The organism is Variovorax sp. Root434, assembly GCF_001426595.1.
In the GTDB taxonomy this organism is placed as follows: Bacteria; Pseudomonadota; Gammaproteobacteria; order Burkholderiales; family Burkholderiaceae_C; genus Variovorax.
In genome coordinates this window covers 727050-751146 of the sequence record NZ_LMEK01000025.1, presented here as the reverse complement: position 1 = coordinate 751146, position 24097 = coordinate 727050, and the positions used below count along the sequence as shown (strand labels likewise).

Annotated in this window: 21 protein-coding genes and 1 tRNA gene; 20 read left to right on the top strand and 2 right to left on the bottom strand. The window is 66.6% G+C overall.

Annotated features, from left to right (window positions below; genetic code table 11):
- Positions 1-11: 11 nt before the first annotated feature.
- The 7 genes from rpoC to ASD05_RS24165 all read left to right on the top strand — a co-directional run bounded on the left by rpoC (position 12) and on the right by ASD05_RS24165 (position 10255).
- Entirely contained in the window at positions 12-4247 is a 4236-nt protein-coding gene (gene rpoC, locus ASD05_RS24195) for a DNA-directed RNA polymerase subunit beta' (protein WP_056597724.1), read from the top strand.
- Positions 4248-4344: 97 nt separating this feature from the next.
- Positions 4345-4953 (top strand): hypothetical protein, encoded by a 609-nt coding sequence (locus tag ASD05_RS24190; RefSeq protein ID WP_056597721.1) that lies wholly within the window; start codon positions 4345-4347, stop codon positions 4951-4953.
- Positions 4954-5032: 79 nt separating this feature from the next.
- Complete coding sequence (gene rsmB, locus ASD05_RS24185; RefSeq protein WP_200955480.1) at positions 5033-6418, top strand: 16S rRNA (cytosine(967)-C(5))-methyltransferase RsmB; 1386 nt, start codon at positions 5033-5035, stop codon at positions 6416-6418.
- Positions 6419-6470: 52 nt separating this feature from the next.
- Positions 6471-7037 (top strand): DUF4390 domain-containing protein, encoded by a 567-nt coding sequence (locus ASD05_RS24180; RefSeq protein WP_200955490.1) that lies wholly within the window; start codon positions 6471-6473, stop codon positions 7035-7037.
- Positions 7034-9364, top strand: coding sequence for a sensor histidine kinase (locus ASD05_RS24175; RefSeq protein WP_056597714.1), 2331 nt, complete (start codon positions 7034-7036; stop codon positions 9362-9364). The genes ASD05_RS24180 and ASD05_RS24175 overlap by 4 nt, the downstream gene beginning before the upstream one ends.
- Before the next feature lie 89 nt (positions 9365-9453).
- Positions 9454-10155: a response regulator gene (locus ASD05_RS24170; RefSeq protein WP_007831069.1), complete on the top strand. Its 702-nt coding sequence runs from the start codon at positions 9454-9456 to the stop codon at positions 10153-10155.
- 24 nt (positions 10156-10179) lie between these two features.
- Positions 10180-10255, top strand: a tRNA-Phe gene (locus ASD05_RS24165).
- Between the two features lie 144 nt (positions 10256-10399).
- Here the strand turns inward: ASD05_RS24165 and gcvA are convergent.
- Positions 10400-11320 carry a transcriptional regulator GcvA gene (gene gcvA / locus ASD05_RS24160; RefSeq protein ID WP_056597713.1) on the bottom strand — a complete coding sequence of 307 codons (921 nt, stop codon included), beginning with the start codon at positions 11318-11320 and terminating at the stop codon, positions 10400-10402.
- 307 nt (positions 11321-11627) lie between these two features.
- On the opposite strand from gcvA, the gene ASD05_RS24155 reads away from it, so the two are divergent.
- From ASD05_RS24155 to ASD05_RS24125, 7 genes are all read left to right on the top strand, one after another.
- Positions 11628-12401 carry an SDR family NAD(P)-dependent oxidoreductase gene (locus tag ASD05_RS24155; RefSeq protein ID WP_056597710.1) on the top strand — a complete coding sequence of 258 codons (774 nt, stop codon included), beginning with the start codon at positions 11628-11630 and terminating at the stop codon, positions 12399-12401.
- Positions 12402-12463: 62 nt separating this feature from the next.
- Complete coding sequence (locus ASD05_RS24150; RefSeq protein ID WP_056597980.1) at positions 12464-12745, top strand: hypothetical protein; 282 nt, start codon at positions 12464-12466, stop codon at positions 12743-12745.
- Between the two features lie 27 nt (positions 12746-12772).
- On the top strand, positions 12773-13117 hold the full coding sequence (locus ASD05_RS24145) for a carboxymuconolactone decarboxylase family protein (RefSeq protein ID WP_056597708.1): 345 nt from the start codon (positions 12773-12775) through the stop codon (positions 13115-13117).
- A 76-nt stretch (positions 13118-13193) separates the two neighbouring features.
- Positions 13194-13874: a cupin domain-containing protein gene (locus tag ASD05_RS24140; protein WP_056597706.1), complete on the top strand. Its 681-nt coding sequence runs from the start codon at positions 13194-13196 to the stop codon at positions 13872-13874.
- Positions 13868-14986, top strand: a complete 1119-nt coding sequence (locus ASD05_RS24135) for a flavin monoamine oxidase family protein (RefSeq protein WP_056597704.1) — start codon at positions 13868-13870, stop codon at positions 14984-14986. The genes ASD05_RS24140 and ASD05_RS24135 overlap by 7 nt, the downstream gene beginning before the upstream one ends.
- 53 nt (positions 14987-15039) lie before the next feature.
- Complete coding sequence (locus ASD05_RS24130; RefSeq protein WP_056597702.1) at positions 15040-16068, top strand: alcohol dehydrogenase; 1029 nt, start codon at positions 15040-15042, stop codon at positions 16066-16068.
- Between the two features lie 140 nt (positions 16069-16208).
- A complete protein-coding gene (locus tag ASD05_RS24125) occupies positions 16209-17126 on the top strand; it encodes an AraC family transcriptional regulator (protein ID WP_056597700.1) in 918 nt (305 codons plus the stop codon).
- Positions 17127-17159: 33 nt separating this feature from the next.
- Here ASD05_RS24125 and ASD05_RS24120 read toward each other — a convergent pair whose 3' ends face one another.
- Positions 17160-18068: a LysR family transcriptional regulator gene (locus ASD05_RS24120; protein ID WP_056597699.1), complete on the bottom strand. Its 909-nt coding sequence runs from the start codon at positions 18066-18068 to the stop codon at positions 17160-17162.
- 178 nt (positions 18069-18246) lie between these two features.
- On the opposite strand from ASD05_RS24120, the gene ASD05_RS24115 reads away from it, so the two are divergent.
- The 6 genes from ASD05_RS24115 to ASD05_RS24090 all read left to right on the top strand — a co-directional run bounded on the left by ASD05_RS24115 (position 18247) and on the right by ASD05_RS24090 (position 24070).
- Complete coding sequence (locus ASD05_RS24115; protein ID WP_056597697.1) at positions 18247-18966, top strand: pirin family protein; 720 nt, start codon at positions 18247-18249, stop codon at positions 18964-18966.
- Between the two features lie 141 nt (positions 18967-19107).
- The gene (locus ASD05_RS24110; RefSeq protein ID WP_056597695.1) at positions 19108-19761 is read left to right on the top strand and encodes a hydrolase; all 654 of its coding nucleotides are present in this window, start codon (positions 19108-19110) and stop codon (positions 19759-19761) included.
- A 20-nt stretch (positions 19762-19781) separates the two neighbouring features.
- A complete protein-coding gene (locus ASD05_RS24105) occupies positions 19782-20075 on the top strand; it encodes a DUF1427 family protein (RefSeq protein ID WP_056597978.1) in 294 nt (97 codons plus the stop codon).
- A 104-nt stretch (positions 20076-20179) separates the two neighbouring features.
- A complete protein-coding gene (locus ASD05_RS24100; protein WP_056597693.1) occupies positions 20180-22069 on the top strand; it encodes an amidohydrolase in 1890 nt (629 codons plus the stop codon).
- Complete coding sequence (locus ASD05_RS24095; protein WP_200955479.1) at positions 22069-22476, top strand: DoxX family protein; 408 nt, start codon at positions 22069-22071, stop codon at positions 22474-22476. Before ASD05_RS24100 ends, ASD05_RS24095 begins: the two co-directional genes overlap by 1 nt.
- On the top strand, positions 22469-24070 hold the full coding sequence (locus tag ASD05_RS24090) for an MFS transporter (RefSeq protein WP_056597691.1): 1602 nt from the start codon (positions 22469-22471) through the stop codon (positions 24068-24070). The genes ASD05_RS24095 and ASD05_RS24090 overlap by 8 nt, the downstream gene beginning before the upstream one ends.
- Positions 24071-24097: the final 27 nt, after the last annotated feature.

The following is a 24097-nucleotide window of genomic DNA, read 5'->3' as shown; positions in this document are numbered from 1 at the left end:
GAAAGAGTCTTATGAAATCGCTACTCGACCTGTTCAAGCAATTCACGCCCGATGAGCATTTCGATGCCATCAAGATCGGCATGGCTTCGCCCGAGAAGATCCGCTCGTGGTCTTTCGGCGAAGTGAAGAAGCCAGAGACGATCAACTACCGCACGTTCAAGCCCGAGCGCGACGGCCTGTTCTGCGCCAAGATCTTCGGCCCCATCAAGGACTACGAGTGCCTGTGCGGCAAGTACAAGCGCCTGAAGCACCGCGGCGTGATCTGCGAGAAGTGCGGCGTTGAAGTCACGCAGACCAAGGTGCGTCGCGAGCGCATGGGTCACATCGACCTGGCCGCGCCCTGCGCCCACATCTGGTTCCTGAAGTCGCTGCCGTCGCGCCTGGGCCTCGTGCTCGACATGACGCTGCGCGACATCGAACGCGTGCTGTACTTCGAAGCCTACGTGATCACCGACCCCGGCATGACCCCGCTGAAGAAGTTCGGCATCATGTCCGAGGACGACTACGACGCAAAGCGCAAGGAATACGGTGACGAGTTCGTCGCTAAGATGGGCGCCGAAGGCATCAAGGACCTGCTCGAAGGCATCGAACTCGACAGCGAGATCGAACGCCTGCGCGGCGACCTGACCGGCTCCGAAGTCAAGGTCAAGAAGAACTCCAAGCGCCTGAAGGTGCTCGAGGCCTTCCGCAAGTCGGGCATCAAGCCCGAGTGGATGGTGCTCGACGTGCTGCCCGTGCTGCCGCCGGACCTGCGTCCGCTGGTGCCGCTGGACGGCGGCCGCTTCGCGACCTCCGACCTGAACGACCTGTACCGCCGCGTCATCAACCGCAATTCGCGCCTGCGCCGCCTGCTGGAGCTGAAGGCTCCGGAAATCATCGCGCGCAACGAAAAGCGGATGCTGCAAGAGGCGGTCGACTCGCTGCTGGACAACGGCCGCCGTGGCAAGGCCATGACGGGCGCCAACAAGCGCGCGCTGAAGTCGCTGGCCGACATGATCAAGGGCAAGAGCGGCCGCTTCCGCCAGAATCTGCTGGGCAAGCGCGTCGACTACTCGGGCCGTTCGGTCATCGTGGTGGGCCCGACGCTCAAGCTGCACCAGTGCGGCCTGCCGAAGCTGATGGCGCTCGAACTGTTCAAGCCCTTCATCTTCTCGCGCCTCGAAGCCATGGGCATCGCGACCACGATCAAGGCTGCCAAGAAGGAAGTCGAATCGGGCACGCCGGTGGTCTGGGACATCCTGGAAGAGGTCATCAAGGAGCACCCGGTCATGCTGAACCGCGCTCCGACGCTGCACCGTCTGGGCATCCAGGCCTTCGAACCCATCCTGATCGAAGGCAAGGCCATCCAGCTGCACCCGCTCGTTTGCGCGGCCTTCAACGCCGACTTCGACGGCGACCAGATGGCTGTCCACGTGCCGCTGTCGGTGGAAGCGCAGATGGAAGCCCGCACGCTGATGCTGGCCTCCAACAACGTGCTGTTCCCGGCTTCGGGCGAACCGTCGATCGTTCCTTCGCAGGACGTGGTGCTGGGTCTGTACTACACGACCCGCGACCGCATCAACGGCAAGGGCGAGGGCCTGATCTTCTCCGACATCGGTGAAGTGCAGCGCGCGCTCGACGCCAACGAAGTCGAGCTCACGGCCAAGGTGGCAGTGCGCATCACGGAGTACACCAAGGACAAGGAAACCGGCGTGTTCACGCCGTCGACCTCGCTCGTGGACACCACCGTGGGCCGTGCCCTGCTGTCCGAGATCCTGCCGAAGGGCCTGCCGTTCTCGAACATCAACAAGGCGCTGAAGAAGAAGGAAATCTCCAAGCTCATCAACGTCTCGTTCCGCAAGTGCGGCCTGAAAGAGACCGTCGTGTTCGCCGACAAGCTGCTGCAGAACGGCTTCCGCCTGGCGACCAAGGCCGGTATCTCGATCGCGATCGACGACATGCTGGTGCCCGCCGAGAAGCACGGCATCATCGAGCGCTCGGCCAAGGAAGTGAAGGAGATCGAACAGCAGTACGTCTCCGGTCTCGTGACCTCCGGCGAGCGCTACAACAAGGTCGTGGACATCTGGGGCAAGGCCGGCGACGAAGTGTCGAAGGTCATGATGGCCAAGCTCTCGAAGCAGAAGGTCATCGACCGCCACGGCAAGGAAGTCGAGCAGGAGTCGTTCAACTCGATCTACATGATGGCCGACTCGGGCGCCCGCGGTTCCGCAGCGCAGATTCGCCAGGTGGCCGGTATGCGGGGCCTGATGGCCAAGCCGGACGGCTCGATCATCGAGACGCCCATTACCGCGAACTTCCGCGAAGGCCTGAACGTGCTGGAGTACTTCATCTCCACCCACGGTGCCCGTAAGGGTCTGGCCGACACGGCGCTGAAGACGGCGAACTCGGGTTACCTGACCCGTCGTCTGGTCGACGTGACGCAAGACCTGGTCGTGACCGAGCAGGACTGCGGCACGCACGGCGGCTACCTGATGCGCGCCATCGTCGAAGGCGGTGAAGTGATCGAGTCGCTGCGCGACCGTATCCTCGGCCGCTCGGCTGCGGACGACGTGCTGCACCCGGAAAACCGTTCGGTGCTGCTGAAGGCCGGCGAGATGTTCGACGAAGACAACATCGAAGTCCTGGAAGCCCAGGGCGTCGACGAAGTCAAGGTCCGCACCGCGCTGACCTGCGAAACCCGCTTCGGCATCTGCGCGACCTGCTACGGCCGCGACCTGGGCCGTGGCGGCCTGATCAACATCGGCGAAGCCGTCGGTGTGATCGCTGCCCAGTCCATCGGCGAACCCGGCACGCAGCTGACGATGCGTACCTTCCACATCGGTGGTGCCGCTTCGCGTGCCGCCATCGCTTCGAGTGTGGAAGCCAAGTCGAACGGCTCGATCGGCTTCAACGCCACGATGCGCTACGTGACCAACAGCAAGGGCGAGCTGGTCGTGATTTCGCGTTCGGGCGAGATCGTCATCCATGACGAGCACGGCCGCGAACGCGAACGTCACAAGGTGCCGTACGGCGCCACGCTGACGGTCAAGGCAGACCAGCAGATCAAGGCCGGCCACGTGCTCGCCAACTGGGACCCGCTGACCCGCCCGATCATCACGGAATTCGCCGGCAAGACGCAGTTCGAAAACGTCGAGGAAGGCCTCACGGTTGCGAAGCAGGTGGACGAAGTGACCGGTCTGTCGACCCTGGTCGTGATCGATCCGAAGCGCCGCGGCGCTGCCAAGGTCGTTCGCCCGCAGGTGAAGCTGATCGACGCGCAAGGCCAGGAAGTGAAGATCCCCGGCACCGATCACTCGGTGACGATCGGCTTCCCGATCGGCGCGCTGGTGCAGATCCGCGACGGACAGGATGTGGGCCCCGGCGAAGTGCTGGCGCGTATTCCGGTCGAAGGCCAGAAGACCCGCGACATTACCGGCGGTCTGCCGCGCGTGGCCGAGCTGTTCGAAGCCCGTTCGCCGAAGGACAAGGGCATGCTGGCCGAAATGACCGGTACCGTGTCGTTCGGCAAGGAAACGAAGGGCAAGATCCGCCTGCAGATCACCGATCCGGAAGGCACGGTCTGGGAAGACCTCGTGCCGAAGGAAAAGAACATCCTGGTGCACGAAGGCCAGGTGGTGAACAAGGGCGAAAGCGTGGTCGACGGACCGGCGGACCCGCAGGACATCCTGCGCCTGCTGGGTTCGGAAGAACTCGCGCGCTACATCGTGGACGAAGTGCAGGACGTGTACCGCTTGCAGGGTGTGAAGATCAACGACAAGCACATCGAGGTGATCGTTCGCCAGATGCTGCGCCGCGTCGTGGTCGACAACATCGGCGAGACCGGCTACATCTCCGGCGAACAGGTCGAACGCAGCGAAATGCTCAACACCAACGACGCCCTGCGCGCCGAAGGCAAGATCCCCGCGACGTTCACCAACCTGCTGCTGGGTATCACGAAGGCATCGCTGTCGACCGACTCGTTCATCTCGGCCGCTTCGTTCCAGGAAACGACGCGCGTGCTGACCGAAGCCGCGATCATGGGCAAGCGCGACGAGCTGCGCGGCCTGAAGGAAAACGTCATCGTCGGCCGCCTGATTCCCGCAGGCACCGGCATGGCGTACCACCAGGCCCGCAAGGTCAAGGACGCCATGGACGAAGCCGAGCGCCGCGCCATCGCCGAATCGGAAGCTGCCGAACTGGCAGGCTCCGCCGAGAGCGATGCGACGACCAGCACGGCGGACGCCAGCGAAGGCGCTGCGACCGAATAACTGGGTAGCATCACCGGCATGACCGGTACACACGCCCCCCGACCGCCCCCGGTTGGGGGGCGTTTTTCTTTGTGTTTTCCATGAGGCGTTGTCGTCGATGAGTGTGTTGCCCGAATCGCTGGCCAGCTGGATCGTCATTGCGATCCTGTTGTTCTGGTTTGTCGGTGCCTACAACCGGCTGGTGCGGTTGCGCGCGGCTGTGCTGCAGGCCTATGGCCTGCTCGACGCGGCCCTGGGCAAGCAGCTGGATTTCGTGCAGGCCAGCATCACCGCCGCGCCACCGCCAGAGGCGGCGCCAACCGGGGAGTCGCTGTCGTCCATCGCGCCATTGCAGGCCGCGACGACCCAGCTCGCGACCTTGCTCGGTGCGACCCGGCTACACCCGTTGGACAGCGGCGGCATGGCCGCGCTGGCCACCGCGCTCCAGGTGTGGGCCAATGCATGGCGCCGCCAGCACCCGGACGAGGTAACGGTGTTCGATGCCGACGGCACGCTGTCGCGGCCGGCGCAACTGCAGCCCGGCACCGAGGCCACGGCGCCCAGCGCCAGCGAGCCGATCACGTGGCCAGAGCCTTCGGCCGCGGCGGAGATCGCACGGGGCCAGTTCAATCAGGCGGTGGGGCACTACAACGCCGCGATCGCGCAATTCCCGGCACTGCTGGTGGCATGGGCCGTGCGTCTGCGTCCGGCTGCGCCGCTGCTCTGAACGAACCCGGCGCGATTCTTTTCCATCTTTCCATTGCGTGGCGCCCGGCTTTTCGGTCGCCCGTTACCATCGCCCCAACTTGTCAGAACTACCTTCCGATCCTTCCTCGAGCAGCAGCGGCACGCCGTCGTTGCAGCCCCCGCTCTGGCGCCAACTGCAACTAACCGCAGCGGCGCTGGCGTCGATCCGCGCCGGCACCTCGGGCTCCGTCGCGTTCGAAGCCGTCGAGCCCGCGCTGCGGCCCGGTGTGCAGGCGCTCGGCTTCCAGGTGCTGCGCTGGCTCGGCCGCGCCGAAGCGCTGCGCCGCCACCTGGCCAAGCGCACGCCGCCGCCCTTGCCCGATGCATTGCTGTGCACCGCGCTGGCGCTGGCTTGGGACGCCGAGCGCGCGCCCTACGAACCGTTCACGCTGGTCGACCAGGCCATCGAGGCCGCCAAGCGCAATCCCGCGACGCGGGCGCAGGCCAGCTTCATCAACGCCTGCCTGCGGCGCTTCCTGCGCGAGCGCGACGAACTGGTGGCCGCCACCGACTCCGAGCCGGTCGCGCAATGGAACCACCCGCGCTGGTGGATCGAGCGCCTCAAGCGCGACCATCCGCGCGAGTGGCAACGGGTGCTGGGCGCAGACAACGCGCAGGCGCCGATGACGCTGCGGGTCAATGTTCAGAAGTCGACCGCGGCTTCCTATCTTGTGGAGCTGGAGGCCGCCGGTCTTGGCGCGACGCGCGTGGGTCCCAGCGGCCTGCAACTGACGCGTGCACGCCCCGTGCAGCAACTGCCCGGCTTTGCCGACGGTGCCTGCTCGGTGCAGGATGCCGCTGCGCAGATGGCCGCGCCGCTGCTGCTTGAAGGCCTGTTGCCGGCGAAGCCCGGTACCGCAGTGCCGCTGCGGGTGCTCGATGCCTGCGCGGCTCCCGGCGGCAAGACCGCGCACCTGCTCGAAATGGCGGCTCCCGGCGCCATCGACGTGACCGCGCTCGAAGTCGACGCCGCCCGCAGCCGCCGCATCGACGAAACCCTCGCCCGCCTCGGACTGAGCGCCAAGGTGCTCGTGGCCGATGCGGGGCGCCCCGCGCAGTGGTGGGACGGCACGCCTTTCGACGCCATCCTGCTCGATGCGCCATGCACCGCCTCGGGCATCGTGCGGCGCCATCCCGACGTCCGCTGGCTGCGCCGCGAGAGCGACACCGCCCAACTCGCCGCCCAGCAGGCCGCGCTGCTGGCCGCGCTCTGGCCGCTGGTGCGGCGCGGCGGCCGGCTCCTTTACTGCACCTGCTCCGTGTTCCGCGAAGAGGGTTCGCAACAAATTGATGCGTTTCTTGTACACAACACCGACGCCCGATTGCTGCCATCGCCAGGCCATTTGCTCCCCCAAAGCGGATCGAATGCCCGCGGCGTCCCGGACAATCCCTCTGGTGACCACGACGGTTTCTTCTACGCCCTGCTTGAAAAGCGCCTGCACTGAGCGCCGCTGGCCGGTATTGCTGCCCATCCTGTTCTGGGTCTGGGCGATGTGCATGGCCTGGCTGCCGGCTCCGGCGGCCGCCCAGGCCCGCACCGGCGCATCGATCACGCAGATGCGCCTCGAGCAGGCCGACGACGGCATTTATTTCAGTGCTGCGGTGCAGTTCGAACTGCCCTCGCTGGTGGAGGAGGTGCTCGACAAGGGCATCGCCATCTATTTCGTGGCCGAGGCCGAGCTCTACCAGGAGCGCTGGTATTGGACCGACCGCAAGGTCGCCCAGGTCACGCGCCACATGCGGCTGGCCTACCAGCCCCTCACGCGGCGCTGGCGGCTCAACGTGTCGGCCGCCCCGATGACGGGGGCGGCCGGCCTGGGCATCTCGCTGAACCAGAACTTCGACACCCTGACCGACGCGCTCGACGCCATCAAGCGCGTCGGCCGCCTGCGGCTGGCCGACGTGTCCGAGGTCGGCGACGATCCGCTGCACCAGGTCACCTTCCGCTTCCGGCTCGACACCTCGCAGCTGCCGCGCCCGTTCCAGATCGGCGTGGTCGGGCAGGCCGACTGGAACATCGCCACCGAGCGCACGGCCCGGCTCGCAATGGAGAAGCAGAAGTGAGCACTTCCGGGCGCAGCGGCGCAGCGGCCACGCCGGCCGCGCGCCGCGCGCGGGCCACGCGCTGGGCCATCGGCGTCGGTGCCGCGCTGGTCACGGCCATCGGCCTTGTGCTGATGTTCCTGCTGGCGCAGGCCACCAACAACCGCGCGCTGTACGAGCGCTACTACGTGCGCCTGTTCGGCATCAACGTTGTGGTGGCGGTGCTGCTGGTGCTGGTGATCGGCTGGGTCGCCTTCCGGTTGTTGCGGCGGCTGCGGCAAGGCAAGTTCGGCAGCCGGCTGCTCATCAAGCTGGCGGCCATCTTCGCGCTGGTGGCCGTGGTGCCCGGGGCGCTGGTCTACGTGGTGTCCTATCAGTTCGTCGCGCGCTCGATCGAGAGCTGGTTCGACGTCAAGGTCGAAGGCGCGCTCGATGCCGGCCTGAACCTCGGGCGCGCCACGCTCGATTCGCTGTCCGACGACCTCGCCGCCAAGACGCGCAGCGCCAGCGCACAGCTGGCGCAGGTGCCCGACACGAGCGCGGGCCTGGTGCTCGAGCGCATCCGCGACCAGCTCGAGGCCACCGACGTGATCCTCTGGACCGGTTCCGGGCAACTGGTGGCCAGCGCCGGCAGCTCCCGTTTCCAGCTCAGCCCCGAGCGTCCGACCCCGCAGCAGTTCCGCCAGGTCCGCCCTGAACGCGCCGTCGCGCACGTCGAGGGTCTGGACGAAACCGCCCCCCCGGGCGCGACCCCGCCGGTGGCGAGCGTGCGCGCGCTCGCCATGGTGCAGCGGCCGGGCTTCGACTTCGACACCGCACCGCGCTACCTGCAAGTCACGCGGCCGCTGCCGCCGGCCGTGGTCGCCAACGCGCTGGCCGTGCAGGAGGCCAACCGCGAATACCAGGAGCGGGCGCTCGCGCGCGAGGGCCTGCGCCGCATGTACATCGGCACGCTCACGCTGAGCCTGTTCCTTGCCGTGTTCGGCGCGGTGCTGCTGGCCGTGCTGTTCGGCAATCAGCTCGCGCGGCCGCTGCTCGTGCTGGCCGACGGCGTGCGCCAGGTGGCCGCCGGCGACCTGCGGCCCACCGCCGTTCTGCAGGGCAAAGACGAACTGGGCGGCCTCACGCGCTCGTTCGCCGTCATGACCCAGCAACTGGCCGATGCCCGCGGCGCCGTCGAGAAGACCGTGGGCGAGCTCGATGCCGCGCGCGCCAACCTGCAGACCATTCTCGACAACCTGACCTCCGGCGTGATCGTGCTCGACGCCAAGGGCACCGTGCTGTCGACCAACCCGGGTGCGACCCGGGTGCTGCGCGCGCCGCTCGCGGCCTACGAAGGCCGGGCGCTCGTCGACGTGCCAGGGCTGGCCGAATTCGGCGCCAAGGTGCAGCAGCAATTCGAGGACTTTCTCGTCGAGCGCGTGCAGCACGGCCTCGACCACTGGCAGCACGCCTTCGAACTGCACGCTTCCGGCACCGACCTCCCGCAGCAGGACGGCGCCATCAACATCGTCGCGCGCGGCGCGGAACTGCCCGGTGCCGCGCGGCTGCTGGTGTTCGACGACATTTCCGAGATCGTCTCGGCCCAGCGTGCGCAGGCCTGGGGCGAGGTCGCGCGCCGGCTGGCGCACGAGATCAAGAACCCGCTCACGCCGATCCAGCTCTCGGCCGAGCGGCTGGAGATGAAACTGTCGGGCAAGGTCCAGCCGCCCGAACAGGCCGTGCTCGTGAAGTCGGTGAAGACCATCGTCGACCAGGTCGATGCGATGAAGCGGCTGGTGAACGAATTCCGCGACTATGCGCGCCTGCCCGCGGCCGACCTCAAGCCGGTGGACCTCAACGCCCTGCTGGCCGACGTGCTCCAGCTCTACAGCGCGGAGAACCTGCCGATCACGCTGCGCTCCGAACTCGACGAGCGCTGCCCGCCCATTCGCGGCGATGCGCAGCAGATCCGCCAAGTGATACACAACCTGTTGCAGAACGCGCAGGACGCTGCCGAGGCTGCCGCCAGCGGGACCGGCAGGGCGGGCGAGGTCGTCGTGCGCACGCGGCTCGGAGATTCGGGGCAGCGCGTGCGCCTGACCGTGCAGGACAGCGGCCCTGGTTTTGCCGAGAACATCCTGAAGCGCGCGTTCGAACCCTACGTCACCACGAAAACAAAAGGTACCGGTTTGGGCCTTGCGGTCGTCAAGAAAATCGCCGACGAGCATGGCGCGCGCATCGAGCTTTCCAACCGTGTCGTCGACGGGGCTGTAGCAGGGGCGCAAGTCTCGCTATCATTCGCGCTGGCAAGCGGGCCGCGGGCAGCGGCCGCTCACACCGAAGATTCAAAGTCTTCCGCCGCCTGAGCCGCACGAATATCCGTCGCACAGGCGACGGATGGGCCCGCGGACCCTACACACATTGCAGACACCAGCGCAAACAACAAGCAGCACTCATGGCAAACATTCTCGTGGTCGATGACGAGCTGGGCATCCGGGACCTGCTCTTCGAAATTCTCAATGACGAAGGCCACAACGTGGAGCTCGCGGAAAACGCCGCCGAGGCGCGCGCTGCGCGCCAGCGCGCGCGGCCCGACCTCGTTCTGCTCGACATCTGGATGCCCGACACCGACGGCGTCACCTTGCTCAAGGAGTGGTCGACCGCCGGCCTGCTGAGCATGCCGGTCATCATGATGAGCGGCCACGCCACCATCGACACCGCGGTCGACGCCACGCGCATCGGCGCGTTCGCCTTCCTCGAGAAGCCCATCACCATGCAGAAGCTGCTCAAGGCGGTGGAGCAGGGCCTGGCGCGCGAGAGCGCGCGCCGTGCCGCTGCGGGCGTGGTGCCCGCGCCCGTCGCCGGCAGCCAGGCGGCCGCCATCACGACGACGGGCGACAGCCTGCTGATGGCCTCGCTGGCTTCCGTGCCCGTGGCCGATGCGGGCCCCCAGTCGACGCAGAGCTTCGACCTCGACCGCCCGCTGCGCGACGCGCGCGACGGTTTCGAGAAGGCGTACTTCGAGTTCCACCTCGCGATGGAGAACGGTTCGATGACCCGCGTCGCCGAGAAAACCGGCCTCGAACGCACCCATCTCTATCGAAAGCTCAAACAACTTGGTGTGGATCTTTCAAGGGGGCGCAGAAGCGCTGTATAATTTAGGGCTGCACTCAAATGCAATGGCCCGGTAGCTCAGTTGGTAGAGCAGCGGATTGAAAATCCGCGTGTCGGTGGTTCGATTCCGCCCCAGGCCACCAAATTACTGCGTCTCTCAAAGGCGCAACCCAAAAAGCCCCAAGCACATCAACAGCTTGGGGCTTTTTGCATTGCGCTTGCTTCCGCATCGGTCCAAAGGCTTCCGGGGCATTTGCGCAGTAACCGCTTCGGCAACCGCGCCCCCTTCATTCTTGTTGCTCCGTCGCCTCCTCGAGCAACCAGTCCCGAAAGGCTGCCAGCCTCGGCAGGCTGGCGCATTCGGGCCGATAGACGATGTAGTAGGCCAGCGCCGAAGGGACGGTGATCTCCGGGAACAGCCGCACCAGGCGGCCGGTCGCCAGATCGTCGCGTGCCATCACGCTGCGGGCGAGGGCAACGCCATGCCCCTCGAAGGCTGCCTGCAGGACGGCCGCGGAATTGTTGATCTTCATGCCGCGCGCAGTATCGACATCTTTCACGCCTGCTTGCTGCAACCACGCATCCCAGGTGGGAAAGCTTGTGTGACTGTCCATCGACAGGTCGTGGATCAGGGTCTGCCGTGCCAGGTCATTCGGCTTTTTCAAGCGCCGATGCTCGCGCAGCAGTTGGGGTGAGCACACGGGGTAGACCTCCTCGTCCATCAGTTTTTCCGCCGCGAGCCCCGGCCATCTCCCCATGCCGTAGCGGACACCGATATCCACCCGTTGCGCAACGAAATCCACCGGCTTGAGATTGGTGTCCAGCCGCACGTCCGTGTCGGGCCAGGCGGTCTGGAAACGTTCGATGCGCGGCAACAACCACTTGGCGGCAAAGGCTGGGCTGACGGCCACGGTGAGCATTCCGCTGGTGGCCCCCTCCTTGAGGCGTTCCAGGCCAAGCGCGATCCTGTCAAAGCCTGCCCGGATGTCCGGCAGCGCACGTTCGGCCGTCTCTGTCGGGATCAACCGCGCCCGCCCGCTGCTGCCCCGCAGGAACAGGGGCGTGCCCAGCCAATCCTCCAGCGTGCGCACGAGTTGGCCGACAGCGGCGGGCGTGACGTTCAGCTCGGCCGCCGCTGCAGAAAAGCTCTGGTGGCGGGTGCTGGCCTCGAAGGCACGCAGAGCATTCAGATGAACGGGCGATTTCATGTTTGCTAAAGATTTTCTTTCAGTCAAGGAAACTTTATCTCGTTTGTCGGCGAGCTGGAATAAGCAAAAAATCTGGCCTGAGTCGAGATGAGGGATCCCCGATTCGCGGTGCATATGAAGTTCTGATGCGCGCAGGGAATCATGGTTTTCTCCCAATGAACGAAAGCGTCGATGGCGAACTGAGTCGAACCAGGAAGGTCGCGGACTGCCTCACGAATGTGGACATCGACGGCGTGCGTCGGATGCCTGCTGCGGGCTTTTTTCAATCAAGTCCTGTCGATAGGCAGGCAAACGAAAGGTTTTCAAGATGAGCAACCAATTCAAGGGCAAGAAATTGCTGGTCGTCGGTGGCACCAGCGGGATGGGCATGCAATCGGCGCGCATGGTGCTGGCCGAAGGCGGCAGCGCGGTGATCGTCGGCAACCGCCCGGAGAAGACCGAGGAAGCGCGCAAGGAACTGGCCGCGCTGGGCCGGGTGTGGGCGCTGACGGCGGACCTGTCGAGCGCCGAGGGGCTGGCCGCGCTGCTCAAGACCATCGACGGGCAGCACTCGGACATCGACTTGCTGGTCAATGCGGCCGGTGTGTTCTTCCCCAAGCCGTTCCTGGAGCACTCGGACGCGGACTACGAGCAGTACATGAAGCTGAACAAGGCGTTCTTCTTCATCACGCAGAAGGTCGCCGCCAACCTGGTTGCCAGGAACCGTCCGGGCGCCATCGTCAACATCGGCTCGATGTGGGCCAGGCAGGCCATTGCCGCCACGCCGTCGTCGGCCTACTCGATGGCCAAGGCGGGCCTGCACTCGCTGACCCAGCACCTGGCGATGGAGCTGGCTCCCAAGCACATCCGCGTCAATGCGGTGTCGCCGGCGGTGGTGCAGACCCCGATCTACGAGGGCTTCATCCCGAAGGCCGAAGTGCACAGCGCACTGCAAGGCTTCAACAGCTTCCACCCCATCGGCCGGGTCGGCACCCCGCAGGACGTCGCCGAAGTCGTTGCCTTCCTGCTGTCGGAGAAGGCGGGCTGGGTCACCGGCGCGATCTGGGACGTCGACGGCGGCGTGATGGCCGGCCGCAACTGATGCCGGCGGACAGGCGCCGCGCGCATTGATTTCATCTCACCAACTCGCAAGGAGAAATGCACATGGTCTATCTGCAGATCACCCTCAGGATCGCCGATGCCAACCGCGCCGCCGCCGCCGGCGTCTACCAGAAGTACAAGGCGCCGTTCCTCGACACCATCAAGGGTGCGAAGTCCAAGGAGCTGCTCGTCCGCGACGAAGACGTGCAGGTGCTGCATGGCTTCGACAGCCAGGAGAACGCGACCGCTTATCTGCAAAGCGACCTCTTCACCGCCGACGTGGTCGCCGGCCTCAAGCCGCTGCTGGATGCCGCACCCGACGTGCGCGTCTACCAGGTCGCCTGAACCCCAACCCCGAACAGGAACAAAAACATGATGAACGACTGGAACGTCTACCGCGACTCCCTGCTGGAGCGCGTGGGCGACTATGCCAAGCAGAGCCCCGACGTGATGCGCGGCCTGGCGGCGATCGACGGCGCCGCCGCCAAAACCGGCCATCTGGCGCCGAAGATGCACGAGCTGATCGCGCTGGCCGTGGCCGTGACCACACGCTGCGACGGCTGCATTTCCGTGCACACCAAGAAGGCCGTCGAGCATGGCGCCACGCTGGCGGAAATCTCCGAGGCGCTGGGTGTGGCCATCGCCCTGAACGCGGGCGCCGCATTGACCTACTCGGCACGCGTGCTCGAAGCCCACGCGCAACTGCCCAACAAATAAGCGCGCCGGAGCGTGCCGGGCTCCGACAGCTCGGCACGCCGGCCGCTCTCCCTGTGAACTTCTTGAAAGAGCGATCATGCTCGTCAATGCAGATTTTTCGCGCCGTGCCATCGTCGCTCCCACCGAGTACCAGTGGGTGGCCTCCCCCCTGAGCGGTGTCGAACGGGTGATGCTGGACCGGCTGGGCGATGAGAAGGCGCGCGCGACCAGCATCGTGCGCTACGCGCCCGGATCGGGCTATTCGCCCCATCTGCATCCGGGCGGCGAGGAGATCCTCGTCCTGTCCGGCACCTTCTCCGAAGGGGGCAAGCACTATCCCGCCGGGTGGTACCTGCGCAATCCGCCAGGCTCCAGCCACCAGCCTTTCAGCGACGAGGGCGCGCTCATCTTCGTCAAGCTCTGGCAGATGCGCGCGGATGAGAGCCGGCCCGTGCGCATCGACACCTGCGATGCCTCCCGGTGGGCCGTCAAGGACGGGCGCGAATCCTGTTTGCTGTTCGCGGACCGGACTGAACATGTCTCCATCGAGCGTCTGACGGCAGGCGCTCGTGTATTCGCCGGCCCGGTCGAGGGGGCGGAAATACTGGTGCTGGAGGGCTGTCTGCTCGACAGCGCACAGCAGCATGGCCCAGGCAGCTGGATCCGGCTGCCTGCCGGCGAATACCTCGCTTTCATCGCAGGCAGTGCCGGAGCGACCATGTATCTCAAGACCGGGCATCTCTCAAGCCATGCCAGGGAAGCGAGCGCGCCATGCTGAGCGCGCGAATAGCCATCATCGGCGGTGGCCTGAGCGGCCTGTACGCGGCCGCACTTCTCGAAGCGCGTGGCATCCAGGACTATGTGCTGCTGGAGGCGCGCGATACGTTCGGCGGGCGGATCGTCTCAGTGCCTGAGGCGGCATCGGCCGCCGGACGCTTCGACCTCGGCGCAACGTGGTTCTGGCCTGAGATTCAGCCGAGCCTGCTACGGGTGGTGGAAGAGTTCGGCCTTGCAACTTTCGCGCAGCACGAGACAGGAGACATGCTGATCGAACGCTCCAGGGTGCATTCGCCCAGCCGGGTCGATGGCTATGCGTCCATGTCGACGACCCGGCGGATCGCGGGCGGCATGGGCGCGCTGACGGATGCCATTCGGTATCGCCTGAGTGCGCAGAAGCTCGTCTCCGGCTGCCAGGTGAGACGCGTGAGGGATCTGGGCGAGTGCATCGAGGTGGAAGCCGATGACAGGCGAGGGCGTGCGGTCACCTGTCGCGTGGCGCATGTCCTGCTTGCCGTGCCTCCTCGCCTTGCGGCCCACACGATCGACTTCACGCCGGCGCTTCCGGATGACCTGGCGACGCAATGGAAAAGCTGCGCAACCTGGATGGCACCGCATGCCAAGTACGTGGCGGTTTTCGACGAGCCTTTCTGGCGCGAACAAGGGCTCTCCGGCGAGGCGAGAAGTTCCGTGGGGCCCATGGCCGAGATCCATGACGCCTCGGCGCCGGGCGGCCGCGCCGCGCTGTTCGGGTTCCTGGGTGTTCCCGCCGCCGTGCGCATCCAGGTTCCCGAAGCCGTCCTGCTGGGCCACTGCCGCGCCCAGCTGGTGCGGCTGTTCGGCGACCGTGCGCAATCGCCCCTGGCGGAGTTCCTGAAGGACTGGGCCGGCGATCCCCATACGGCTGTCGCAGCCGACCAGACCCCCGACGTGCATCACGCTGCGAGCTTGTCTCGCACGGCACTTTCCGGGGTGTGGCGAGACCGATTGATTGGCATCGCGAGCGAATGGTCGCCGGAATTTTCCGGATATGTCGCAGGCGCGGTGGATGCCGCCCGGCGGGGCGTCGAGGAGTTGACGGCTCCCGACATGGCAGGTTCCTTTTTTCATTGAAACCCAGCCCCATTCGCCGAGCGTGGATGGGACGAAACATTGGAGATATAGAGATGAAGCAAACCTATCGGGCCATGCAGATCAGCAGCCCCGGCGTGCTGGAACTCGTGGAGCGGCAGACGCCGCAGCCGGGCATCGGCGAGGTGCTGATTCAGGTGGAGGCCTGCGGCGTCTGCGGTGCGGATGCCGCCGACATCGAAAGGGCCTATCCGGCGCTGCAACCACCGCGCGTGCCCGGGCATGAAGTTGTCGGACGCATCGTGGCGCTGGGCGCCCATACACCTTCCATCTGGAAATTGGGCCAGCGTGTGGGCGTGGGCCGGCTCGGCGGCCATTGCAACGAGTGCGTCCAATGCCGCCAGGGACATTTCCAGCTCTGCCAGAACCAGCCGGTGGTCGGCGCCACCTGCGACGGCGGCTATGCCGAGATGATGCTGGCGCGCGGCACGGGCCTGGTGTCGATCCCGGACGAACTGAACGCAGAGGAAGCCGCGCCGATCCTGTGCGCCGGCCTTGCCACCTTCAATGCGCTGAAGAAGTGCGGTGCCCAGGCTGGCGACACGGTGGCCATCCTCGGCATCGGCGGCCTGGGGCATATGGCGCTGCAGTACGCGCGGAACATGGGCTTCAAGGTCGTCGCCATCGGGCGTGGCAGCGATATTGCCGCGGACGCCCTGGCGCTGGGTGCGCATGTCTACATCGACAGCCGAGCGGAGGATGCCGTTGCCAGGCTCAAGGCCATGGGCGGCGCGCAAGCCATCGTGACCATGATCGATCACGCCGACACGGTGTCGGCGCTGCTCGGTGGTTTGGCGCCCGAAGGACGTCTGGTCGTGCTCGGCCCCGGCAAGAGCCCGCTGCAGATTCCCGCCGGCCTGCTGGTCGGAGGGCAGCGCAGCATCGTGGGGTCGCTGACCGGCACGCCCTACGACAACGAGAAGACGCTGAACTTCAGCGTGTTGGTGAACGTGCGGCCGCACATCGAGGTCATGTCGCTGGAGCAGGCGGGCGAGGCCTACCGGAAGCTGAAGTCCGGCGGTGTCAGGTTCCGGATGGTGCTGACGATGGGTGCTCGGCTCTGAATACGATTTGGCCCCCTGCACGAGGGGAGCCTCATCATTTCAAAAAATGACAAGCAACAGCAGCGCTTCGACGCGACCCGGAGCGGGGCGTGCCTGCCAAACTAAGATGTGCCCGGATAGCGCCACAGCACTTCGCTTACATGCCGACCGCACACTGCCCCAACAACCGATTCGGCCAACACCTGGCGAAACAGTACGGCGTCGATGCCGTCCCGTCGCTCATCGCTACGTCGCGCTGGGGGTCGGAGCTCGGCATTGCGCGCCTTCACTACGACCTCCCGCATCTTTTCGTCCTGCCGCCCTTGCCGGCCGAAGACGCTTTTCTGCTCAGCGTGGAAATCTCGTCGGGCGGCTCGCGGCGGATTCGCAGCGGCGGCACCATGTTGCGGCTCGGCCCGCAGCGGGAAGGCGCCTTTCACATCACCGACCTGTCGGAATGCAACTCGGCCTATGTGTGCAGTCCGTTCCATTCGATGCTGTTCCACGTGCCGCGCGAAACCATCGACTCCTTCGCCGAGGAAATGGACGTACCCCGCGTGCGTGCACTGCGTTGCGACGCGGGCACGGTCGACACCGTGGTGGCGAGCCTCGGCCGCGCGATGCTGCCGGCATTGATGCAGCCAGGAGAGGCGAGCACCTTGTTTGTCGATCACCTCGCGCTGGCATTGAAGGCCCATGTGCTGCATGCCTACGGTGGCGCGGCGGGCGTTGCCAGTGCCGACTCACGAGGCCTGGCGCCCTGGCAGGAGCGCCGTGCCAAGGCCTTCCTGATGGCGCACCTGGCCAGTGACGTGTCGCTGGCCGAGGTGGCGCGCGAGTGCGGGCTGTCGCGCAGCCATTTCAGCAAGGCCTTCAAGCAGACCTTCGGCCAGGCCCCGCACGCGTGGCTGGTGACGCAGCGCGTCGATGCCGCGCGCCGCCTGCTGCGCCGGCCCGATCTTCCAATCGCGGAGATCGCCGCGACCTGCGGCTTTGCCGATCAGAGCCATCTGACGCGTGTGTTCTCCGCGCACATCGGGACTCCGCCGGCGCGCTGGCGTCGCCTGAACGCCGGCTGATCCGCGCGCCGCTTCCGGCTGCGGCTCACGGCATCACGCCGAGCGTGGCAACAAGGCCGGCACCAACGGCCGATTCAGCTGCTTCACCCACCACTGCAGCGCCTGCCCCGTGGCACCCGTCTTCCACCCCAGCCAGAACGCCTCCGGCGCGCGCGGCTCCTCGGTCTGCAATTCAATCAGCGTGCCGCGCGCCAGTTCGCCCTCGACGCAGGCGCGCGGCAGGAAGCCGTGGCCGAGCCCGGCCACCTGGCACGCGACCTTCGCGGTCATCGACGGCACCGCGATGCGCGGCTGGCCCGCCAGCAGGCCCACGGTGCGGTCCGACAAGGTACGCGCGCTGTCGCTCACCACGATGGCGTTGTGCTCCAGCAGGTCGCCTCGCTGCACCGGGCGCATCACACGCGCCAGCGCATGCGTAGGGGCGACGCAGAAGGCGAAATCGAGACTGCCCACCATCACGGCCTGGTAGCCGCCGCCCGCCGGACCTTCGCCCGCGGCAATGACCACGTCGGCGCGGCCCTCGCGCAGCGCCTCCCAGCTGCCGGTGAGCGCCTCGCAGCCGATGCGCAGCCGCGTGCCGCAGCGCAGCTCTTCGAAGGCGCGGACGTCGTCGATGAGGGACTGCGTGGGAATGAGCGAGTCGTGCACGAGCCGCAGCTCCGACTCGAAGCCGGTGGCGATCTGCCGCATGCGCGATTCGAGGTCGCTCGCCGCGCCGAGCAGCCAGCGCCCCTCCCTGAGCATCTCGCGGCCCGCGTCCGTGAGCGCGATGCGCGGCCCGTTGCGCTCGAACAGCTGCATGCCCAGCTGCTCCTCCAGCTTGCCCACGGCGTACGAGATGGTGGAAGGCACCTTGTTCAGGCGCGTGGCGGCGGCGGCGAAGGAACCGTGGCGGTCGATCGCATCGACCACCTCGATGGCTTCCAGGCTGAGCTTGAGCATGCGGCGTTTCCTTCAAAAAATGGCGTCCGGATCAATGATCGAAAAATTCGATGATAGATGGCAAAAATGTTCGTCAACAAGCCCTTCTTGAAGATCGATGATTCATCCCATGCCTCGGAAACTCCTCCGACGCCAATTATGAATTCAATCGAATTCAAGAACCGCAAAGGAATGAACCATGTTGGAAATTCGCAGTGCCGGCGACCGCGGAATCGCAGACTTCGGATGGCTGAAGTCCCGCCACACCTTCTCGTTCGGCCACTACCACGACCCGAAGCAGGAAGGCTTCTCCGACCTGCTGGTGATCAATGACGACCGGGTGACGCCCGGCCGCGGCTTCGGCACCCATCCGCACCGCGACATGGAGATCTTCTCGTACGTGCTCGACGGCGCGCTCGAGCACAAGGACTCGATGGGCACCGGCTCGGTCATCCGCCCTGGCGACGTGCAGATGATGAGCGCCGGCACCGGCGTGCGCCACAGCGAGTTCAACTCGTCGGCCACCGAGGCGCTGCACTTCCTGCAGATCTGGATCGTGCCGGCCAAGAAGGGCGTGCCGCCGCGCTACCAGCAGGTGCACTTCGCGCCGGAAGAAAAGCGTGGCCGCCTGCGCCTGATCATTTCGCCCGAAGGCACCGACGGCTCGCTCGCGGTGCACCAGGACGCCCGCGTCTACGCCGGGCTGTTCGACGGCGCCGAGCAGGCCTCGCTCACGCTCGATACCGACCGTTACGCCTACGTCCATGTGGCTCGCGGCAGCGTGACGCTCAACGGCCAGCGCCTGAACGAGGGCGACGGTGTGCGGCTGCGCGACGTGCGCCAGCTCGACCTGACCCAGGGGGAGGGCGCCGAGGTGCTGGTGTTCGACCTTCGCCCCAACGAGCTGCCCGCGTTCTGAGCCACGCGACGGCAAATGTCCAAACCGCCTCATTAATCGACAAGACACGCACCCTCGCTCCCAACGAGGATTGCTTCACGGGTTAACCCCAGTTTTTTCTCTCACCGATCTCTCGTCCCATCCCATTCACGGAGTTATTTCATGTCCATCAAAGCCACCCCCACCGCCGGCGCCAAGCTGCTCACCCCCAAGGACCACACGCTGGTGATGATCGACTTCCAGTCGCAGATGGCCTTCGCCACGCACTCGATCGACGCGGTCAATTTGCGCAACAACGCTGCGCTGGTGGCCAACGCGGCCGCAGGCTTCGGTGTGTCGACCATCCTCACGACGGTGGCCGAGAAGAGTTTTTCGGGCCCGATGTTCAGCGAGATCGCCGACGCCTTCCCGGGCCAGAAGATGCTCGACCGTACCTCGATGAACACCTGGGAAGATGCCGCCGTGATCGACCGCGTCAACGAGATCGGCAAGAAGCGCATCGTGCTGTCCGGCCTGTGGACCGGCGTGTGCATCGTCGGCCCGGCGCTCTCGGCGCTGGACCAGGGCTTCGAGGTGTACGTGATTGCCGATGCCTGCGGCGACGTGTCCGCCGAGGCGCACAACCGCGCGATGGACCGCATGGTGCAGGCCGGCGCGCAACCCATGACCTCGCTGCAATACCTGCTCGAGCTGCAACGCGACTGGGCCCGCACTGACACCTACGAGCTGACCACCGGCATCGCCAAGAAGTTCGGCGGCGCCTACGGCCTGGGCGTGACCTACGCCAAGACCATGTTCGGCGCGCACGAAGGCTGAATCCCGCGGTGAGCACGAAGATGAAGCCCTACGTCCTGTCGCTCGCGCTCGGCCTGCTGGTCGGCGTGATCTACGCACTGTTCCAGGTGCGCTCGCCGGCCCCGCCGGTCATCGCCCTGGTGGGGCTTCTCGGGATCCTGCTCGGCGAGCAGATCCCGCCGCTCATCAAGAGCGTGATCAAGCCCGATACCGCGGCCACCTCGTGGCTGCAGCACCAGGTCGCGCCGCATGTGTTCGGCGAGTTGCCGCAACGCGCGAAGGCCGAGCCCGCTGCCACAGCCGCCGCCGTACCAGCCACACACAAAGAGTCATGAGCGATCTGTTCGACGAACAACGCCGCCGCCTGTGCCTGGGCACACTCGGTGCTGCCATTGCCGGCACGGCAATGACCCCCTCTCATGCTCAAAGGAAGTCTGACATGGCCAGTTCCTCCGCCCCCGACCTGATCCTGCACAACGGCCGCTTCACCACGCTGGACCGCGCCAACCCCGAGGCCAGCGCCGTGGCCATCAAGGACGGCCGCTTCCTGCGCGTGGGCCGCGGCGAAGACGTGCTGCCGCTGGCCGGCACCGGCACGCGCGTGGTCGACCTGCAGGGCAAGCGCGTGCTGCCGGGGCTGATCGACAACCACCTGCACATCATTCGCGGCGGGCTCAACTACAACCTCGAACTGCGCTGGGACGGCGTGCGCAGCCTGGCCGATGCCATGGGCATGCTCAAGCGCCAGGTCGCCATCACGCCGGCGCCCCAGTGGGTGCGCGTGGTGGGCGGCTTCACCGAGCACCAGTTCGCCGAGAAGCGCCTGCCGACCATCGAGGAACTCAATGCCGTGGCGCCCGACACGCCGGTGTTCATCCTGCACCTGTACGACCGCGCGCTGCTCAACGGCGCCGCCATGCGCGCCGTGGGCTACACCAAGGACACACCCGCACCGCCCGGCGGCGAGATCGTGCGCGACAGCGCCGGCAACCCGACCGGCCTGCTGCTGGCCAAGCCCAACGCGTCCATCCTGTATGCCACGCTCGCCAAAGGCCCGAAGCTGCCGTTCGACTACCAGGTGAACTCCACGCGCCACTTCATGCGCGAGCTCAACCGCCTGGGCGTTACCGGCGCCATCGACGCGGGCGGCGGCTTCCAGAACTACCCCGAGGACTACCAGGTGATCCAGCAGCTGGCCGATGCCGGCCAGCTCACCATCCGCCTGGCCTACAACCTGTTCACGCAGAAGCCCAAGCAGGAAAAGCAGGACTTCCTGAACTGGACCGCCACCTCCAAATACAAGCAGGGCGACGACTACTTCCGCCACAACGGCGCGGGCGAAATGCTCGTGTTCTCGGCCGCCGACTTCGAGGACTTCCGCCAGCCGCGCCCCGACATGGCGCCCGAGATGGAAGGCGAGCTGGAAGAAGTGGTGCGCGTGCTCGCGCAGAACCGCTGGCCCTGGCGCCTGCACGCCACCTACGACGAAACCATCGACCGCGCGCTCGACGTGTTCGAGAAGGTCAACCGCGACACGCCGCTGGCCGGCCTGAACTGGTTCTTCGACCACTGCGAGACCATCTCCGAGAAGTCGATCGACCGCATCGCGGCGCTCGGCGGCGGCATTGCCGTACAGCACCGCATGGCCTACCAGGGCGAGTACTTCGTCGAGCGCTACGGTGCCGGCGCGGCCGAGGCCACGCCGCCCGTCAAGCGCATGCTCGAGAAGGGCGTGAACGTGTCCGCCGGCACCGACGCCACGCGCGTCGCGTCGTACAACCCGTGGGTGTCGCTGTCGTGGCTCGTCACGGGCAAGACCGTGGGCGGCATGCAGCTCACGCCGCAGCGCAACTGCATCGACCGCGAGACGGCGCTGCGCATGTGGACCGAGAAGGTCACCTGGTTCTCCAACGAGGTCGGCAAGAAGGGCCGCATCGAGGCCGGCCAGCTGGCCGACCTGATGGTGCCCGACCGCGACTTCTTCGCCTGCGCCGAATCGGACATCGCCGGCACCACCGCGCTGCTCACCATGGTGGGCGGCAAGGTGGTCTACGGCGCCGGTCCGTTCGCGCCGCTGGACGAAGGCACGCCGCCGCCGGCCATGCCCGACTGGTCGCCCGCGCGCACCTTCGGCGGCTACGCGGGCTGGGGCGACAAGGAAGGGCGCCCCTTGCAGCAGACGATCCGCCGCATGGCGGCGGATTGCGCTTGCGCCAACGACTGCAACGTGCACGGCCACCGGCACGCCACGGCCTGGAGCAGCAAGCTGCCCATTGCTGATCTCAAGAGCTTCTGGGGCGCGCTGGGCTGCGCCTGCTGGGCGGTGTGATGAAGACGATGCACTGGCAACCTTCACCCGTGCTGCGCTGGATCGCGCTGCTGCTGCTGTGCGCGGCCTACCTGCAGGGCGGTTTCAACAAGGCGATGGACTTCGGCTCGGCCATCGCCGAGATGAACCACTTCGGCGTGTCACCCGCGGCACCGATGGCGGCCGCCGTCATCGTGCTGGAGCTGGGCGCCTCGGCGCTCATCCTCACGGGCTTCTACCGTTGGCTGGGCGCCGTGGCGCTGGCCGCGTTCACGCTGTTCGCCACCTTCGTGGCGCTGCGCTTCTGGCAGATGCCGGTGGGCCAGGAACGCTTCATGGCCGCCAACTCGTTCTTCGAACACCTTGGACTGGTTGGCGGCTTCCTGCTGGTGGCGTGGCACGACCTGCAGGGACGCAAGAATGACTGAGGCCGTCAAAGCCGCGCAGCCAGCCGGCGGCGGCGGCGGCAGCTTCGCGCCGCTGCGCCAGCCCGTATTCGCCGTGCTGTGGACCGCCACCGTGCTCGGCAACATCGGCAGCTTCATGCGCGACGTGGCGAGTTCATGGCTGGTGACCGACCTGTCGGCCAGCCCGACGGCCGTGGCGCTGATCCAGACCGCGGCCACGCTGCCGATCTTCCTGCTCGCAATTCCGGCGGGCGTGCTGTCGGACATCCTCGACCGCCGGCGCTTCCTGATCTTCGTGCAGCTGGTGCTGGCCAGCGTGAGCAGTACGTTGCTGGTGTTGTCGCACACAGGTGCGCTCACTGTCGAGTACCTGATTGCGCTGACCTTCGTCGGCGGTATCGGCGCGGCGCTGATGGGGCCGACCTGGCAGTCGATCGTGCCGGAGCTGGTGCCCAGATCCGATCTGAAGAGCGCAGTGGCGCTGAACTCGCTGGGCATCAACATCGCGCGTTCCATCGGCCCTGCGGCGGGCGGCCTGATCCTCGCGAGCTTCGGTGCGGCCCTGACCTACGGCGCCGACGTGCTGAGCTACGTGTTCGTCATTGCCGCGCTGATCTGGTGGAAGCGCCCGGCCGCGGTCGACAGCGGCCTGTCGGAGAACTTCCTGGGCGCCTTCCGTGCCGGCCTGCGCTACACGCGCGCCAGCAAGGAACTGCACCGCGTGCTGTTGCGCGCGGCCGTGTTCTTCCTGTTCGCAAGCTCGGTGTGGGCGCTGCTGCCGCTGGTGGCGCGCCAGATGCTGGGCGGCACCGCCGGTTTCTACGGCGTGCTGCTGGGCGCCGTTGGCGCGGGCGCCATTGCCGGTGCGCTGGTCATGCCGCGGCTGCGCCAGCGGCTCGATGCCGACGGCCTCGTGCTGCTGGCCTCGGTGATCACCGCCGCCGTGATGGGCGCGCTCGTGTTCGCACCGCCGAAGTGGCTGGCCATCGTTCTGCTGTTGCTGCTGGGCCTGGGCTGGATCATTGCGCTGACCACGCTCAACGGCGTGGCGCAGGCCATCCTGCCGAACTGGGTGCGCGGCCGCGGGCTGGCGGTGTACCTCACCGTGTTCAACGGCGCCATGGCGGCCGGCAGCCTCGGCTGGGGCCTGGTTGCACAGGAAATTGGCGTGCCCAACACGCTGGTGGCCGGCGCCATCGGCCTGGTGATCGTGGCCGTGCTGTTCCACCGTGCGCGGCTGCCCAAGGGCGAGTCGGACCTGCAGGCTTCCAACCATTGGCCCGAACCGTTGGTGGCCGAGCCCATTGCGCACGACCGTGGCCCGGTGATGATCCAGGTCGAGTACCGCATCCGCAAGGAAGACCGCCCGGCCTTCCTCGACGCGATGAAGCGCCTCTCGCTGGAGCGCCGCCGCGATGGAGCCTACGCATGGGGCGTGACCGAGCACACCGGCGACACCGAGCGCGTGATGGAGTGGTTCCTCGTCGAATCGTGGGCCGAGCACCTGCGCCAGCACCATCGCGTGTCGCACGCCGACGCCGACTTGCAGAGCGAGGCCGTGCGCTTTCACATCGGGCCGGACAAGCCCGCGGTGCATCACTTTCTTTCTCTCTGACGACAGACGAAATTTCGCCGACAACCC

What these genes read in the sequence shown, in the direction of transcription:
- rpoC (WP_056597724.1), top strand. Translation starts at nt 12, where the DNA reads ATGAAATCGCTACTCGACCTGTTCAAGCAATTCACGCCCGATGAGCAT.
- ASD05_RS24180 (WP_200955490.1), top strand. Translation starts at nt 6,471, where the DNA reads ATGGCCTGGCTGCCGGCTCCGGCGGCCGCCCAGGCCCGCACCGGCGCA.
- gcvA (WP_056597713.1), bottom strand. Translation starts at nt 11,320, where the DNA reads ATGAAATCGCCCGTTCATCTGAATGCTCTGCGTGCCTTCGAGGCCAGC.
- ASD05_RS24150 (WP_056597980.1), top strand. Translation starts at nt 12,464, where the DNA reads ATGGTCTATCTGCAGATCACCCTCAGGATCGCCGATGCCAACCGCGCC.
- ASD05_RS24135 (WP_056597704.1), top strand. Translation starts at nt 13,868, where the DNA reads ATGCTGAGCGCGCGAATAGCCATCATCGGCGGTGGCCTGAGCGGCCTG.
- ASD05_RS24090 (WP_056597691.1), top strand. Translation starts at nt 22,469, where the DNA reads ATGACTGAGGCCGTCAAAGCCGCGCAGCCAGCCGGCGGCGGCGGCGGC.
- ASD05_RS24130 (WP_056597702.1), top strand. Translation starts at nt 15,040, where the DNA reads ATGAAGCAAACCTATCGGGCCATGCAGATCAGCAGCCCCGGCGTGCTG.
- ASD05_RS24140 (WP_056597706.1), top strand. Translation starts at nt 13,194, where the DNA reads ATGCTCGTCAATGCAGATTTTTCGCGCCGTGCCATCGTCGCTCCCACC.
- ASD05_RS24110 (WP_056597695.1), top strand. Translation starts at nt 19,108, where the DNA reads ATGTCCATCAAAGCCACCCCCACCGCCGGCGCCAAGCTGCTCACCCCC.
- ASD05_RS24170 (WP_007831069.1), top strand. Translation starts at nt 9,454, where the DNA reads ATGGCAAACATTCTCGTGGTCGATGACGAGCTGGGCATCCGGGACCTG.
- ASD05_RS24125 (WP_056597700.1), top strand. Translation starts at nt 16,209, where the DNA reads ATGCCGACCGCACACTGCCCCAACAACCGATTCGGCCAACACCTGGCG.
- ASD05_RS24145 (WP_056597708.1), top strand. Translation starts at nt 12,773, where the DNA reads ATGATGAACGACTGGAACGTCTACCGCGACTCCCTGCTGGAGCGCGTG.
- ASD05_RS24095 (WP_200955479.1), top strand. Translation starts at nt 22,069, where the DNA reads ATGAAGACGATGCACTGGCAACCTTCACCCGTGCTGCGCTGGATCGCG.
- ASD05_RS24115 (WP_056597697.1), top strand. Translation starts at nt 18,247, where the DNA reads ATGTTGGAAATTCGCAGTGCCGGCGACCGCGGAATCGCAGACTTCGGA.
- ASD05_RS24100 (WP_056597693.1), top strand. Translation starts at nt 20,180, where the DNA reads ATGGCCAGTTCCTCCGCCCCCGACCTGATCCTGCACAACGGCCGCTTC.
- ASD05_RS24105 (WP_056597978.1), top strand. Translation starts at nt 19,782, where the DNA reads ATGAAGCCCTACGTCCTGTCGCTCGCGCTCGGCCTGCTGGTCGGCGTG.
- ASD05_RS24155 (WP_056597710.1), top strand. Translation starts at nt 11,628, where the DNA reads ATGAGCAACCAATTCAAGGGCAAGAAATTGCTGGTCGTCGGTGGCACC.
- ASD05_RS24190 (WP_056597721.1), top strand. Translation starts at nt 4,345, where the DNA reads ATGAGTGTGTTGCCCGAATCGCTGGCCAGCTGGATCGTCATTGCGATC.
- ASD05_RS24120 (WP_056597699.1), bottom strand. Translation starts at nt 18,068, where the DNA reads ATGCTCAAGCTCAGCCTGGAAGCCATCGAGGTGGTCGATGCGATCGAC.